Source organism: Streptomyces celluloflavus (assembly GCA_000720995.1).
Classification (GTDB): Bacteria; Actinomycetota; Actinomycetes; order Streptomycetales; family Streptomycetaceae; genus Streptomyces; species Streptomyces celluloflavus.
In genome coordinates, this window is the sequence record JOEL01000044.1 from 72,438 (window position 1) to 86,306 (window position 13,869).

The 13,869-nt window shown below is 71.7% G+C and carries 12 protein-coding genes and 2 pseudogenes; 6 read left to right on the forward strand and 8 right to left on the reverse strand.

What is annotated here, in order from left to right:
- Positions 1–56: 56 nt before the first annotated feature.
- From IH09_RS28940 to IH09_RS28955, 4 genes are all read left to right on the forward strand, one after another.
- Positions 57–1,259 carry an STM4014 family protein gene (locus IH09_RS28940; RefSeq protein WP_190233440.1) on the forward strand — a complete coding sequence of 401 codons (1,203 nt, stop codon included), beginning with the start codon at positions 57–59 and terminating at the stop codon, positions 1,257–1,259.
- An 85-nt stretch (positions 1,260–1,344) separates the two neighbouring features.
- Positions 1,345–2,151 (forward strand): STM4013/SEN3800 family hydrolase, encoded by an 807-nt coding sequence (locus IH09_RS28945; RefSeq protein ID WP_052860479.1) that lies wholly within the window; start codon positions 1,345–1,347, stop codon positions 2,149–2,151.
- Positions 2,148–3,596, forward strand: a complete 1,449-nt coding sequence (locus IH09_RS28950) for an STM4012 family radical SAM protein (protein WP_110952649.1) — start codon at positions 2,148–2,150, stop codon at positions 3,594–3,596. The genes IH09_RS28945 and IH09_RS28950 overlap by 4 nt, the downstream gene beginning before the upstream one ends.
- 11 nt (positions 3,597–3,607) lie before the next feature.
- A complete protein-coding gene (locus IH09_RS28955) occupies positions 3,608–4,501 on the forward strand; it encodes an STM4011 family radical SAM protein (protein ID WP_052860459.1) in 894 nt (297 codons plus the stop codon).
- On the opposite strand, the gene IH09_RS28960 is transcribed toward IH09_RS28955, so the two are convergent.
- Genes IH09_RS28960 through IH09_RS28970 form a run of 3 tightly spaced genes read right to left on the reverse strand, consistent with a single transcriptional unit; the run spans position 4,474 to position 6,524 of the window.
- A complete protein-coding gene (locus IH09_RS28960) occupies positions 4,474–5,346 on the reverse strand; it encodes an SAM-dependent methyltransferase (RefSeq protein WP_052860480.1) in 873 nt (290 codons plus the stop codon). The two genes, IH09_RS28955 and IH09_RS28960, sit on opposite strands and share 28 nt — an antisense overlap.
- A 29-nt stretch (positions 5,347–5,375) precedes the next feature.
- A complete protein-coding gene (locus tag IH09_RS28965; RefSeq protein WP_052860460.1) occupies positions 5,376–5,654 on the reverse strand; it encodes a DUF397 domain-containing protein in 279 nt (92 codons plus the stop codon).
- Between the two features lie 3 nt (positions 5,655–5,657).
- Positions 5,658–6,524 carry a helix-turn-helix domain-containing protein gene (locus IH09_RS28970; RefSeq protein ID WP_052860461.1) on the reverse strand — a complete coding sequence of 289 codons (867 nt, stop codon included), beginning with the start codon at positions 6,522–6,524 and terminating at the stop codon, positions 5,658–5,660.
- 136 nt (positions 6,525–6,660) lie between these two features.
- Here IH09_RS28970 and IH09_RS28975 point away from each other — a divergent pair, with 136 nt between their 5' ends.
- Positions 6,661–7,116, forward strand: coding sequence for an ATP-binding protein (locus IH09_RS28975; protein WP_318279583.1), 456 nt, complete (start codon positions 6,661–6,663; stop codon positions 7,114–7,116).
- Between the two features lie 60 nt (positions 7,117–7,176).
- On the opposite strand, the gene IH09_RS28980 is transcribed toward IH09_RS28975, so the two are convergent.
- Positions 7,177–7,977 (reverse strand): SGNH/GDSL hydrolase family protein, encoded by an 801-nt coding sequence (locus IH09_RS28980; protein WP_052860463.1) that lies wholly within the window; start codon positions 7,975–7,977, stop codon positions 7,177–7,179.
- A 255-nt stretch (positions 7,978–8,232) separates the two neighbouring features.
- Here IH09_RS28980 and IH09_RS28985 point away from each other — a divergent pair, with 255 nt between their 5' ends.
- Complete coding sequence (locus IH09_RS28985; RefSeq protein WP_052860464.1) at positions 8,233–9,042, forward strand: tyrosine-protein phosphatase; 810 nt, start codon at positions 8,233–8,235, stop codon at positions 9,040–9,042.
- 108 nt (positions 9,043–9,150) lie between these two features.
- Here IH09_RS28985 and IH09_RS28990 read toward each other — a convergent pair whose 3' ends face one another.
- The 4 genes and pseudogenes from IH09_RS28990 to IH09_RS38045 all read right to left on the reverse strand — a co-directional run.
- On the reverse strand, positions 9,151–10,368 hold the full coding sequence (locus tag IH09_RS28990) for a serpin family protein (protein ID WP_052860465.1): 1,218 nt from the start codon (positions 10,366–10,368) through the stop codon (positions 9,151–9,153).
- Positions 10,369–10,397: 29 nt separating this feature from the next.
- Entirely contained in the window at positions 10,398–11,780 is a 1,383-nt protein-coding gene (locus tag IH09_RS28995) for an aminotransferase class III-fold pyridoxal phosphate-dependent enzyme (protein ID WP_052860466.1), read from the reverse strand.
- Positions 11,777–13,377: pseudogene (locus IH09_RS29000) on the reverse strand (1-deoxy-D-xylulose-5-phosphate synthase). Before IH09_RS29000 ends, IH09_RS28995 begins: the two are co-directional and overlap by 4 nt.
- A gap of 18 nt (positions 13,378–13,395) precedes the next feature.
- A pseudogene (locus IH09_RS38045) lies at positions 13,396–13,869 on the reverse strand (flavodoxin-dependent (E)-4-hydroxy-3-methylbut-2-enyl-diphosphate synthase); the annotation flags it as partial.

Below are 13,869 nucleotides of genomic sequence, written 5' to 3' on the forward strand. Positions count from 1 at the left end.
CGGTCCATCCGGTCCGCACCTCCCGAAGAGTCCGCCGAGCGCCCCGGAGGCACACCATGCTCACCGTCACCCGCCCCGATACCGCCGCTCGCCCCCGCTTCGCCGTGGTCGGCAACCCCGAGAACCGCCGGGTGACGCTCTTCGCCGCCGCCGTGCGGGCCGCCGGGCTGCCCGCGCCGCGGCTGCTGGCCTGGCCCGAGGTGCTGCGGACGGGCGCCGCGTTCGCCCCGGGCGAGACCGTACGGATCGACTCGCCCGGGGAGAACGACGAGGTCGAACGGCTGCTGCGGGGCGCCACCGATCCGACGCGGGTCGAGGGCACGGCCCGGTGGTACGCCCGTTTCACGGCGGCGGTGCGCGAGATCGGCGCGGCCGCGGCGGCGGACGGCGCCACGCTCCTGGACGATCCGGCCGAGCTGGCGGTGCTCTTCGACAAACGGCGGTGTCACGGGGTGCTGCGGGCCGCCGGGGTGCCGGTCCCCGCATCGCCCACCTCCGGGCCGGCCGCACCGTCCGTCGACGGCTGGGCGCAGGCCCGGTCGCTGCTGCGCGAGGCCGGTCTGCGGCGCGCCTTCCTCAAACCGGCGCACGGCTCCTCGGCGTCCGGGGTGGTGGCGCTGGAATCGGACGGCCGGGGCCGTTTCCGGGCCACGACGTCCGTCGAACTCGCCGCCGACGGCGCCCTGTTCAACTCCCTGCGGGTGCGGCGCTATGACACGGAGCCGCAGATCGCGGCCCTCGTCGACGTGCTGGCGCCGGACGGTCTGCACATCGAGCGCTGGATCCCCAAGGCGGCGCAGCACGGCCGGGCCGCCGATCTCCGGGTCGTGGTCGTGGGCGGCCGCGCCACCCACGCCGTCGTCCGGACCAGCCGGTCGCCGATGACCAATCTCCATCTCGGTGGCGCGCGCGGTGACCTCGGTGCGGTGCGGGCGGCCATCGAGGCTGCGGGGGGCCGCTGGTCCGATGCGCTCGCCGTGTGCGAGGCGGCCGCCGCCTGTTTCCCGCGCACCCTGTGCGTGGGGGTGGATCTGCTGCCCACCGTGGGCTGGCGGCGTTTCGTGGTGGGCGAGGTGAACGCCTTCGGCGATCTGCTGCCCCGGCTGACCGGTCTGCCGGGCAGTGGCGCCGAGGGCCTGGACACCTACGGCGCGCAGGTCGCCGCCGTGGTGAACGGCAGCGGCACGGTGAACGTGACCGGAGAATATGGAAAGTACGGAATGACCGGAAAGAACGGAACGCACCGTGTACGCCCCTGAAACACCCCCGCGCGTCCCGGACGCATCCCCTCCCGTTCCCCCGGTGCCGGTCCGCACCCCGGAGACGACCGCCGCCGCGCCGGACATGAACGCCATCGTGGGGAGCCACGATCTCCTCTTCGTCACCCTGGACACCCTGCGCCACGATGTGGCACAGGAGCTGGCGGCGGACGGCCGGATACCGCATCTCGCCCGGTATCTGCCCGGCGGCCGCTGGGAGCGGCGGCACGCCCCGGGCAGCTTCACCTACGCCTCCCATCAAGCGATGTTCGCCGGATTCCTGCCCACCCCGGCGGCCCCCGGGCCACATCCGCGGCTGTTCGCGGCCCGGTTCGCCGGCAGCGAGACCACCGCGCCCGGCACCTGGGTCTTCGACACCCCGGACCTGGTCACCGGGCTGGCCGCCGCGGGCTATCACACGGTGTGCATCGGCGGGGTGGGGTTCTTCAACAAACAGGCCGCGCTCGGCTCCGTTCTCCCCGGGCTCTTCCGGGAGAGCCACTGGAAGCCCGAGTTCGGCGTCGCCTCCGCCACCTCGTTCGAGGCCCAGGTGGCCCAGGCGGAGCAGGTCGTCGCCGCGCTGCCGGCGGAGCAACGCCTTTTCCTGTTCGTCAATGTCGCGGCGCTGCACCAGCCGAACTGGTTCCATCTGCCGGGTGCCACCCGGGAGGCCGGTGACAGCCGCGCCACCCACGCCGCCGCGCTGGAGTACGTCGACCGTCACATCGGCCGGCTCTTCGCCGCCGCCGCCAGCCGCCGGCCGTGCTTCACCATCGTCTGCTCCGACCACGGCACGGCCTACGGCGACGACGGCTATACCGGCCACCGCCTCGGCCACGAGGCCGTATGGACCGTCCCCTACGCCCAGTTCACAATCGAGGCCGCCCGATGACCACCGCCCCGCACACCACCACACCGGCCGCCGGAGCGGCGGCGGCCACCGTCGCGCCCGCCGCCCCCCGGCCCGCCGCCTCGCCGGAGCCCGCGGACTCACCACGGCAGCCGTCGGCCGACTCGCCCTACCAGAGTTACGTCTACGCCTACCCGCACAAGACGTCCTACGGCCCGCTGACGCCCCGCCCGGCACTGCGCGACCTGTGGGCGGATCAGCCGCAGGACGCCCTCTCGCTCTATCTCCACATCCCGTTCTGCGAGGTCCGCTGTGGCTTCTGCAATCTCTTCACCCGCATCGGCGCCCCCGGGGAGATGACCTCGGCGTATCTGGACGCGCTGGAGCGCCAGGCGGTCGCCGTCCGGGACGCGCTGCACGGCGACGCCCGCTTCGCCGCGGCGGCGTTCGGCGGCGGCACCCCCACCTTCCTGAACGCCTTCGAGCTGGCGCGGCTCTGCGATATCGCGGAGCTGCGGATGGGCGCCGAGCTGCGCACGGTGCCGCTCTCCGTGGAGACCTCCCCGTCGACCGCCACCGCGGACCGCCTCGCCGTCCTGGCCGAGCGTGGCGCGACCCGGATCAGCATCGGGGTGCAGAGTTTCGTGGCGGCGGAGGCGCGGGCCGCGGTCCGCCCGCAGCGCCCGGCCGAGGTGGCGGCCGCCCTGGACCGGATCCGGGACGCGGCCGTCCCGGTGCTCAACATCGACCTGATCTACGGCATCGACGGCCAGACGGAGCGCAGCTGGCAGCACTCCCTGGACACCGCCCTGGGCTGGCGCCCCGAGGAGCTGTATCTCTACCCCCTCTATGTCCGCCCGCTGACCGGTCTGGGCCGCCGCGACCCGGGGGCGCCCGACCCGGAGTGGGACGCGCAGCGGCTGCGGCTGTACCGCCACGGCCGGGACCATCTGCTGGCCGCGGGCTATGAGCAGGTGTCGATGCGGATGTTCCGCCGCCGGGGCGCGGCCGTGCCGGCCGCCGGCGGTGTCGACCACGCCTGTCAGACCGACGGCATGATCGGCCTGGGCTGCGGCGCCCGCTCCTACACCTCGGCCCTGCACTACTCCTTCGACTACGCCGTCCACATGAACCGGATCCGCTCGATCATCGACGACTACATATCCCGTCCGGCGGCGGACTTCGCGCGCGCCGAGCACGGCAGGTACATGACCGAGGACGATGCGCGGCGCCGCCATCTGCTCCAGTCGGTCCTCCAGGCGGAGGGCATGCCGACGGCCGACTACCGCGCCCGCTTCGGCAGTTCCCCCGCGGACGACTTCCCGGTGGAGCTGGCGCGGTTCGCCGAACTCGGCTGGCTGGACGCCGCCGCGGCGCCCGGCCGGCTGCGGCTGTCCGCCGAGGGGCTGGCGCACTCCGACGCCCTGGGCCCGATGCTGTTCTCCCCCGCCGTACGGTCCGCGATGGCCGTCTACGACCTCAAATAAGGCGTACCGCAGTGGATTTGACGATTCTGTACCGCGGCCCGCTGGCGTCCTGCGACTACGACTGCCCGTACTGCCCGTTCGCCAAGCGGCGCGACAGCCGTGCGCAACTGACCGCCGACCGCGCGGCCCTGGCCCGCTTCGCCGAGTGGGCGGCGGCACAGGGGGAGCACGGCGACAGGCTGTCGATCCTGTGCACACCCTGGGGCGAGGGCCTCGTCCGGTCCTGGTACCGCCGCACCCTGGCGGAGCTGAGCCGGCTCCCGCACATCCGTCGGGTGGCCATCCAGACCAATCTGAGCTGCCGCACCGACTGGCTCGCCGAAGCGGACCTCGACACCCTCGCCCTGTGGTGCACCTACCATCCCGGCCAGACCCCGTACGACCGGTTCCTGGCCAAAACCCGGGAACTGACCGCGCTCGGCGCCCGGTTCAGTGTGGGGATCGTGGGCTTCCCCGAGCACCTGGAGCATGCCCGACGGCTCCGCGCCGACCTCCCCGAGCAGGTCTATCTCTGGGTCAACGCCGCCGAGGGCCGCAGCTATACGGACGCGGAGGCCGCCCGGTGGACGGCGCTGGATCCGCTCTTCCCGTTCAGCCGCCATCCGCACGAGAGCGCCGGACTCCCGTGCCGGACCGGCGAATCGGTGATCTCGGTGGACGGCGACGGCACGGTCCGGCGCTGCCATTTCGTCCCCGCGGAGCTGGGCAATCTCTACGACGGCAGCTACCGGACGGCGCTGCGCCCGCGCGCCTGCCCGCGCTCCGTCTGCGACTGCCATATCGGCTATGTCCATCTGGAGACACTGCCGCTGTACGACGTCTTCGCCGGCGGCGTGCTGGAGCGGATCCCCGCGGCCGCGCCGCCGGCCCGCGCGATTCAGCTCTTGCGGCCCACCCCGCCGTAGAAAATGATGTCGTTGAGCTCTTGGGCGCCGGGCACCTCGCCGTCCGGCCGCCAGAGCGGCACCCGCACCACGCCCGGGTCCAGCAGGCTGAACGGTCCGAACAGCGGCTCGATCTCGGCCCGCGTCCGCAGGTTGAGGGTGGCGGTGGCGTTCTTGTAGACGTTCACCACGCCGTCGCGCGCCCGCTCGTCCGTACGGCCCGCCGCGTACGCCTCGTAGGGCTCCCCGGTGGCGTGCGAGAGCACGAGGTGGCTGCCCGAGGGGAGGGCGTCGGCGAGGGCGGCGACGATCTCGGCGGGGTGCTCGTCGTCCCGGACGAAGTGCAGGACGGCCACCAGCAGCAGGGCCACCGGTCGGTCGAAGTCGATGAGTTCCCGGACGGTCGGGTGGTCCAGGATCGCCCGGGGCTCGCGGACGTCGCCGAGCACGAATCCGGTGCGTTCGGTATTGGTCAGCCGGGCCCCGGCGTGGGTGGCGACGATCGGATCGTTGTCGACATAGACGACCCGGGTGTCGGGGGCGGTCTCGCGGGCCACCTCGTGGGTGTTGGGCGAGGTCGGGATGCCGGTGCCGATGTCGATGATCTGGCGGATACCACCGGCGGTCAGTTCACGCACCGCCCGTTGCAGGAACGCGCGGTTGGCGCGGGCGCTGACGCGTACCTGGGGGTGGACCCCGATGACCCGTTCCGCGGCCGTCCGGTCGACCTCGTAGTTGTCCCAGCCGCCGAGGTAGTAGTCGTACATCCGGGCCGGATGCGGCCGGCTGGTGTCGATCTCGTCGGCCGAGAAGCCCGTATTCTCCAGAATCGGTGAGCCCTTCGGGCTCTCGAACCCCTGGGGCATCTCCTGCGCCGGGGATATGTCCTGTCCGCTCACGCCGTCCTCCGTTCGGTGCGCCGGCACGGCGCCGCGGAGAGCAGGAAGTCCGCGTCCCCGGCCTTCGCGCCCTCGATGAAACTCACGATCTCGCGATGGGTGTAAATCAGCGCCGGGCCGTCCGGGTCGGTCGACTGGCGCAGCGCCACCCGGCCGTCCCCCAGCCGCATCGCCTCGACGCATTCGCCGCCGTTTCCGCCGCTCCACGGCTTGTGCCAGCCCTCACTGCCCAGTTCTTTGGCGGGCATGCCGTTGTAGATGCGTATGCGATCCATGGTTCAGATCTCCTTGCGAAAGCCACCCAGAATGGCCTTGGTGGTGTGTGCCGGCGCGGCCTGCGCACACATCCGGTCCAGGGCCTCCAGGAACTGCGAGACGTCGTTGCGCTGGTCGAAGTACACGGCTCCGACGAGGGTTTCCGCGTACGCCATGTCCGGGAGTTCCGGGAGCGGGAAGCGGAAGATGTGGAACGGCCCGTACATCGCGGGGTGCGGGCCTGCGGTGAAGGGCATGATCTGGAGCCGGACGTTCGGCAGGGCGGTGGCCTCCATCAGCCGGGTCAGCTGGCCGTGCATCACCTTGGCGCCGCCGATCGGGCGCCGCAGCACGGTCTCGTCCATGACGACCCACAGCATCGGGGCGTTCTCGCGGGTCAGCAGCGGCTGCCGTTCCATCCGCAGGGCGACGATGCGGTCGATGTCCTCGGCCGGGGCGTGTGGCATACCGGCCCGCAGGACGGCGCGGGCATAGTCCTCCGTCTGCAACAGCCCGGGAACGTAGTGCGGTTGGTACGCCCGGATGAGGTTGGCCTCACTCTCCAGGCTGACGAACGCGCTGAACCACTCGGGCAGGACGTCCCGGAAGTTGTGCCACCAGCCGGGGCGGTTGGCCTCCCGGGCGAGGGAGATGAACCCGTCGATCTCGCTCTGCTCGGTGACGCCGTACGTCGCCAGCAGCTTCTCCACGTAGGGGATCTTCAGGCCGACTTCGGCCTTTTCCATGCGCCGTATGGTGGCGTGGGTGACATCGAGGGCCGCGGCGGCCTGTTCGAAGGACAGCCCCGCCTTCTCGCGCAGGTCCTGGAGTCGCTTTCCGAGCACTACCCGCAGGACGGTCGGCGCGCCTGCCGACCGTGGATCCGCCACGTCCGATCCCCTCCAACTGACGTCAATGATCAGCAGTGTGTCATGCGGTCAGGGGCACGAACAGACTGCATATCTGATTCTGCAAATTACAGACTGATCCTTGCCATCAGTGACCAACATCGCACATAGTTGCGGAGTGGCTTCCTCCTACAACGCTCCTCTGTTAGGGCGCTGTGGCGGCTTCGTCGCCGAGCGCCCGCAGGACGCGTTCCATTTGCCGGCACGCCGCACGTCCGTCGCCGAGGCGCGCAGACGTGTCCGCGCCCTGCTGCACGAGTGGGGCGCGGATCAACAGGTCCGTGACGATGTGGAGTTGGTGGTATCCGAGCTGTTCACCAACGCGGTGCGGCACTCCGACAGCGAGCGGGTCGGCTGTGAGCTCACCCTGTTCGGCACCTATGTCCGCATCACGGTCACCGACGAGGGAGCGAGCGGCGCCGCGGCCCCGCACGTCCAGCCCCGCAGCGTGGACAAGGAGTGCGGACGGGGCCTGTTCCTCGTCGGCGCACTGTCCGAGAGCTGGGGGACGCGGCCCGGGGACGCCGGCGGCCAGGCCGTCTGGGCCGAACTTCCGTACACCGCAACGCACTGAGGCCCCGCTCCGCCGTCGGCGGACATCGGGGCCTCGGTCCACGGCACGCGCCGCGGGACGTCAGAGCGGCAGCAGATCGGGCCGCTTGGGCTCGACGTGATCGCCGGAGGACTCGCCACGCAGCCGGCGCCCGATCCACGGTACGAGGTGCTCGCGCGCCCAGTGGATGTTGTCGCGCCGGGCCTCGGCGGCCGAACGCTCCGCCTCCGGGGGCCACGGCTGGTCCGGGTCGGCCGGCACCGGCAGGCCGAGCACCTGTCCGGCGCGCAGCGCCACCCGGGTGTGGCCGTCGGCCGACAGGTGGAGCCGGTCATCGCTCCAGGCCCGCCGGTCCTGCACCGACTTCAGCGACCACAGGTCCAGGACCGGGCAGTCATGCCGGTCCGCGATGGCCCGCACATGCGCGGTGTAGGTCGCGATCTTGCCGCGCAGATGCTTGAGGACGGGGATGTCGCGGGTGTCGAAGCCCGTGCAGAGCAGCACCGTCCCGACCGACTCGCGCAGGTCGGCGACGGCGGCGTCGTACCGCTCGGCCACCGCGTCGGGGTCCGAGCCGGGCCGCAGAATGTCATTGCCACCGGCACAGAACGTGACCAGCTCGGGCGCCAGCTCCTTGGCCCGGGGCACCTGCTCCTCGATGATCTGGTCGAGCAGCCGCCCGCGGACCGCGAGGTTCGCGTAACGGAAGTCGCCTTCGTCCCGCTGGTCCGAGAGGAGGACCGCCAAGCGGTCCGCCCAACCGATGTACGCCCCGTCACGGCCGGGGTCCCCGACCCCCTCGGTGAAGCTGTCCCCGACGGCTGCGTACGACCCGATGGCGCCGCTCGCGCCGTTGCTGTTGTTCTTCGAATCGTCTGCCACGTCAGGACATCCTTCCCTTTGAGAAGTGACTTACGCCACCGTAACCAGGGGTTGACGGGAGGTGATTAATGCCACCCGGTCAAATTCTTCTCAAGTCGGAATAATGATCGATCACAGACTGCTGCCTGATCGCCTCATTTTGAGTCATGTCTCGACGTTGTTGCACCCTAATTGCGCACTGCGTCAGTGTCGTATCGTCGGAGGTGCCCCGCCTCGTCGGCGAGCCCCGTCGGCGGCCGAACCCGAGGAGCGCCCGTGACGCAGCAGACGCCGCACGTCCCGTCGACCCAGTCCGACCTCGCGGAGGTGCGCAACTTCCGTGACGTGGGCGGATTGCCGACCGTGGACGGGCGTCGCGTACGGCAGGGCAGGCTGTTCCGCAGCGGCCATCTCGCGCACGCGACCGAGGCGGACGCCGCGTTTCTCACCGGTCTCGGGCTGCACACGGTCTTCGACTTCCGCAACACCTCGGACATCAAGCTGGAAGGCCCCGATGTCGCGCTGCCCGGCGTGCGGAACGTGAACATCCCACTCACCGATCCGGCCGACGGCGCGGAGTTCTGGGCGATGGTGCGCGACGGCGAGCTGGACCAGCTGCGTACCGCCCTCGGCGACGGCAAGGCCGCGGCCCGTATGGCCAACACTTACCGCCACATCATCACCACCCGCACCGACGCCCACAGCCAGGTGCTGCACGCGCTCGCCGAGGACAGCGTCCCGGCCCTGATGCACTGCGCGGCCGGCAAGGACCGCGCGGGCCTGTCCATCGCCGTGACCCTGCTGGCGGTCGGCGTGGAGCCGGAGGCCATCGAGGCCGACTACCTCAAGTCCGACGACCCGAGCCGCCGCTACAAGATCCGCCGTTCCGACAGTTCCGCGGTCGGGATGTCCCCGGAGGTCATGGAGCTGCTCTCACCGCTGTTCGGGGCGCGCACCGACTACCTCGCGGCCGCATTCGACGCGATCGAGCAGACCTGGGGCTCCACGGAGACGTACCTGGCCGAGGGCCTGAAGCTGTCGCCCGAGACCCGTGAGCGCCTGCGCGCCCAGCTGCTGACCGACTGAGCGGCGCAGCGAGCGGCCCGCCCGCTACGGCGGCCTTCTCGTACGCCGTACCCGGAGCGCCAGGGGAATCGGCCCGGTGGACCTGTCCGCCGGGCCGATTCCCGTACGTCACCGCACCACGGCGCCCCGCCTCACCTTCCCCCCGTCCGCCCGCCACCCGTCCGGGTCTGTCACCCAGCCCGCGACGAGCACCAGCCCCGACGCCCGGTGCACCGCGAGAAAGCCGAAGGGCCGCTCGAAACGGGCCGAGATCAGCCGCGCCCGGTACGGCGGGGTCCGCGGCACCGCACCCGCCCGCGTCCCGATCGCCGTGACCGCGGCCGCCCGGAATCCGCGCGGGCCGAATGTCGCGGTCGCCGTCTGCCGGGCCGAGTTCACCGCGAGCGGCGTCGGGCTGATCCCGGGGAAATGACCGCGTGCGGCGTCGGCGGCCGAGGCGAGCCCGAAGAGCCCCGCCCGCGCCAGCAGATCGTGTTCGGCGTCGATCGTGAACCGCGCGGTGGTCAGCTCCGCCCGCGGCGCGCCGTCCCGGCTCGGCACCGAGGTCACCCGCACGCCCGGCCCGGCGCCGTCGGCCAGCCCCGCGCCGGACACCGTCCGGTACGCACCGCCCAGCGCCGCCACGCCGTGCCGCAGCACGTCACCGCCCGGTACCGCCCGCCCGCCGAGCAGCAGCTGGACATCGATGCCGTTGTCGCCCGCGACGGCCACGGCGGTCAGCGGGCCGTCCGGGGTGGTGTGCACCCGTACCTGCTCCGGGTCCGTGCCGCGGCGGTGCAGGCCCGTCAGCTCCCGCCCGGCCCACGGCCCTTCGGCCGCCCGCAGCGGCTGTTCCCGGAACGGCTCCGGCCAGGTCGTACGCACCAGCAGCGCGCTCGCCAGCACGAGCAGTGTCCCGGGGTCCACCCGCACCGGCATCCGTTCGATCAGCCCGTCGGTGTGCCGCCGCACCCAGGCGTGCAGCGCCGCCAGGTCGGCGGCGGCATCCCCGGTCAGCTCGCCGTGCACATCGAGCGGGAGGCCGGCCGTCCACTCGGGGCGCAGCGCGAGGGTCCGCCGGGTCCACAGCCCCACCGCCGCGTCGACGCCGTCCGCCGCGTCGAGCAGGGCCAGCAGCTCGCGGCCGGCCTGCGGCGCGCACCGTGCGTCGGTGCCGAGCGCCGCGGCCAGCTCCGCGCGGGCCTCGCCCGCCGCCGGCCCGGCGAGCAGCGCCAGCAGCGGCCAGACACCGGCCGCGGTCAAGGCCGTGCCCCGCTCCTCCACCGCGTCCCGCGCCCAGCGGGCCGTCAGGCCGTTGACGGCGTGCACCGTCGTCGCGGCGGTCATCGTCTCCCCTCACCTCCCCCGGTACGTCGTCAGCGGTTGGCGACCGCCTGCTTGACCAGCGTCCGCCCGAAGTCCCACAGCAGGCCGCCGCCGCCGTGCGCCTCGTCCATGACGGCGGTGAACGCGTCGACGAAACGGTCGACTTCCCGCTCCCCGATGGTCAACGGCGGGATCAGCTTGATGACTTCGAGGTGGTCGCCCGAGACCTGGGTCAGGATGCGGTGCCGCTGGAGCAGCGGTACCACGACCAGCTGCGCGAACAGCCCCTTGCGGGCCGCCTGCAGCATCGTCCAGCGGCTGCGCAGTCCCAGCGATTTCGGTCTGCCGAACTCGATGCCGATCATCAGGCCGCGGCCGCGCACCCCGTGCAGCAGCTCGTACTTTTCGGTCAGCGCCGCGAGCCGGGTGCGCAGCAGATCGCCGGTGTGCCGGGCGTTGGCGACGATCTGTTCGTCCTCCATCACCGAGAGCACGGCGAGTCCGGCGGCCATCGCCTGGGCGTTGGACCCGAAGCTGGCGGAGTGCACCAGCACCCGGTCCATGGACGAGTAGACCTTCTTGAAGATCCAGTCCTTGCCGAGCGTCGCACCGACCGGGACGTAGCCGCCGGACAGCGCCTTGGCCACGCACACCAGGTCCGGTGTCACGCCCTCCTCGTGCTGGTACGCGAAGAAGTCGCCGGTGCGGCCGAGACCGGTCTGCACCTCGTCGGCGATCAGCAGGCCCTTGTGCCGGTGCAGCAGCTCCTGGGCGGCGCGCAGGAATCCGGGCGGGGTGGGCAGCACGCCCTTGCCCTGGATCGGCTCGACGACCAGCGCCGCCACATCGCCGCGCGCCACCTCCCGGGCCAGCGCCTCCAGATCGCCCATCTCGATGGCGGTGTCGGGCAGCAGCGGCACGAAACCGTCCCGGAAGCCGTCTTCGCCGTTGACGGAGAGGGAGCCGGTGGTCAGGCCGTGGAACGCATGGGTGCAGTACAGGACGCGCGGTTTGCCGGTCGCGTAGCGGGCGAACTTCAACGCGGTCTCGACCGCTTCGGTGCCGCTGTTGCCGAAGAAGACGCGGTCCAGGTGGGGCGCGTAACTCAGCAGTTTCTCGGCGAGCAGACCGGGCAGCGGCTGGCAGTCGAAGCGGGTGAGGTCGGGCAGCCCGGCGTCCAGCACATCGTGCAGCGCCCGGCGGACGACGGGGTGGTGCCGGCCGAGGCCCATCACACCGAATCCGGCGAGCATGTCCAGGTAGTCCTGGCCTTCGGCGTCCCAGAAGTAGGCGCCCTCGGCCCGCTCGTAGACCTTGTCGAAGCCGATGGTGCGCAGCATCCGCGGGAGCTGGTGGTTGAGATGGCGGGTGTGCAGGTCATAGCGTTCGCCGCCGCGCTCGGCGAGCAGCTCGGCCAGGTCGAATCCGCTCACGAGTGGTTCTCCTTACGGGCCAGTGCCGCGCTGATCCGGCCGGCGATCTCGGCGGGGGTGAGGCCGATGTCGGCCAGCAGCTCGCCGCGCTTGCCGTGCGGCAGGAACTGCTCGGGGATGCCGAAGGTCCGCAGCGGCACATCCACCGCCGCGTCGCGCAGCGCCTGGCCGACCGCCCATCCCACGCCGCCGGTGCGGCTGTTGTCCTCGACGACGGCCACCACCGCGTGCCGCAGGGCGAGCTGTACGACGGCGGGGTCCACCGGTTTGACCCAGCGCGGGTCGATGACCGTGGTGCCGGTGCCGCGCGCCGCCAGCAGCTCGGCGACCTCCAGGCAGACCGTCGCCATCACACCGACCGCGACCAGCAGGACGACCGGCTGCGGCGCGCGGTGCAGCACATCGACCCCGCCGATCCGCTCCACCGCCGCGATCGGCTCGCCCACCGATTCCTTGGGGTATCGGATGACGGTCGGGGCGTCGGTCACGTCGAGGGATTCGCGCAGCTCGGCCCGGAGCTGGTCGGCATCGCGCGGTGCGGCGATCCGCAGGCCCGGTACGACGCCCAGCATCGACATGTCCCACATGCCGTGGTGCGAGGCGCCGTCGACGCCGGTGACACCGGCCCGGTCCAGGACGAAGGTGACCCCGCACCTGTGCAGCGCGACGTCCATCAGGACCTGGTCGAAGGCGCGGTTGAGGAAGGTGGCGTACAGCGCGACGACCGGGTGCAGTCCGCCGGTGGCCAGGCCCGCCGCCGACACCGCGGCGTGCTGCTCGGCGATGCCCACATCCCACACCCGGTCCGGATACGCCGCGGCGAACTTGCCGAGCCCGACCGGTTGCAGCATCGCCGCCGTGATGGCGACGACGTCCGGGCGCTCGGCGCCGATTCGGACCATCTCGTCGCCGAAGACGGAGGTCCAGGAGGGCGCGCCGGGCGGCGCGACGGGCTCGCAGGTCAGCGGGTCCATCGCGCCGACGGTGTGGAAGTGGTCCGCCTCGTCCTCCAGGGCGGGCCGGTAGCCGCGGCCCTTCTCGGTCAGGCAGTGCACCAGCACCGGGCCGCGGAAGCCGGCCGCGCGGCGCAGCGCGGACTCGACGGCCGCGATGTCGTGCCCGTCGACCGGCCCGATGTACTTCAGGCCGAGGTCCTCGAACATGCCCTGGGGCGCGAAGGCGTCCTTGAAGCCCTTCTTCGCGCCGTGCAGCGATTCGTAGAGCGGCGTTCCGACGACGGGGGTGCGCTGGAGTACGTCCTTGCCCCAGGCGAGGAACTTCTCGTAACCGTCGGTGGTGCGCAGGGTGGCGAGGTGGTCGGCGAGGCCGCCGATGGTGGGCGCGTAGGAGCGCTCGTTGTCGTTGACGACGATGACCAGCGGGCGGTGTCCCACAGGATGCGGTCGGCGGGCGAGTCGAAGACCCGGTGCAGGGCGATGGTCAGCTCGACCACGCCCAGGTTGGGCCCCAGATGTCCGCCGGTGCGGGCGACCGCCGGCACCAGGAACTTCCGTATCTCCGCGGCCAGTTCGTCCAGCCGCTCGCCGGCCAGCGCCTTGAGGTCGCGTGGCTCCCGGATGTGTTCCAGCATCGTCATGATCGGTCCCCCTCTGGTTCAGCTGACGGTGATGTCGGGGGTGCCTGCCACTGCTCCCTCGGCTGCCATCCGCGCGGCGATCTTCATGGCCTCTTCGATGAGGGTCTCGACGATCTTCGACTCGGGGACGGTCTTGATGACCTCGCCCTTCACGAAGATCTGCCCCTTGCCGTTACCGGACGCCACACCCAGATCGGCCTCCCGCGCCTCACCGGGACCATTGACGACACAGCCCATCACGGCGACCCGCAGCGGCACCTCCATGCCCTCCAGAGGAAAGCCGGACCGGCCTCCGTCACGCCCAGGTGCAGCGGGTAGTCGCAGCGCGCCGCCAGCAGCCGATAGGCATTGACCATCACCACCGGGTCGTTGTGCTTGACCGAGATCTTGATATCCCGGAAACCGTGCTCCTCGAAGAGCGACGCCTCCCACAGCGCCGACTCCACCAGCGCCTCCGGCGTCGCCTTGCCGTACTTCTGGAGCAGCCGCCGG

What these genes read in the sequence shown, in the direction of transcription:
- IH09_RS28960 (WP_052860480.1), bottom strand. Translation starts at nt 5,346, where the DNA reads ATGCCCCAGGGGTTCGAGAGCCCGAAGGGCTCACCGATTCTGGAGAAT.
- IH09_RS28965 (WP_052860460.1), bottom strand. Translation starts at nt 5,654, where the DNA reads ATGGATCGCATACGCATCTACAACGGCATGCCCGCCAAAGAACTGGGC.
- IH09_RS28950 (WP_110952649.1), top strand. Translation starts at nt 2,148, where the DNA reads ATGACCACCGCCCCGCACACCACCACACCGGCCGCCGGAGCGGCGGCG.
- IH09_RS28940 (WP_190233440.1), top strand. Translation starts at nt 57, where the DNA reads ATGCTCACCGTCACCCGCCCCGATACCGCCGCTCGCCCCCGCTTCGCC.
- IH09_RS28945 (WP_052860479.1), top strand. Translation starts at nt 1,345, where the DNA reads ATGAACGCCATCGTGGGGAGCCACGATCTCCTCTTCGTCACCCTGGAC.
- IH09_RS28990 (WP_052860465.1), bottom strand. Translation starts at nt 10,368, where the DNA reads ATGACCGCCGCGACGACGGTGCACGCCGTCAACGGCCTGACGGCCCGC.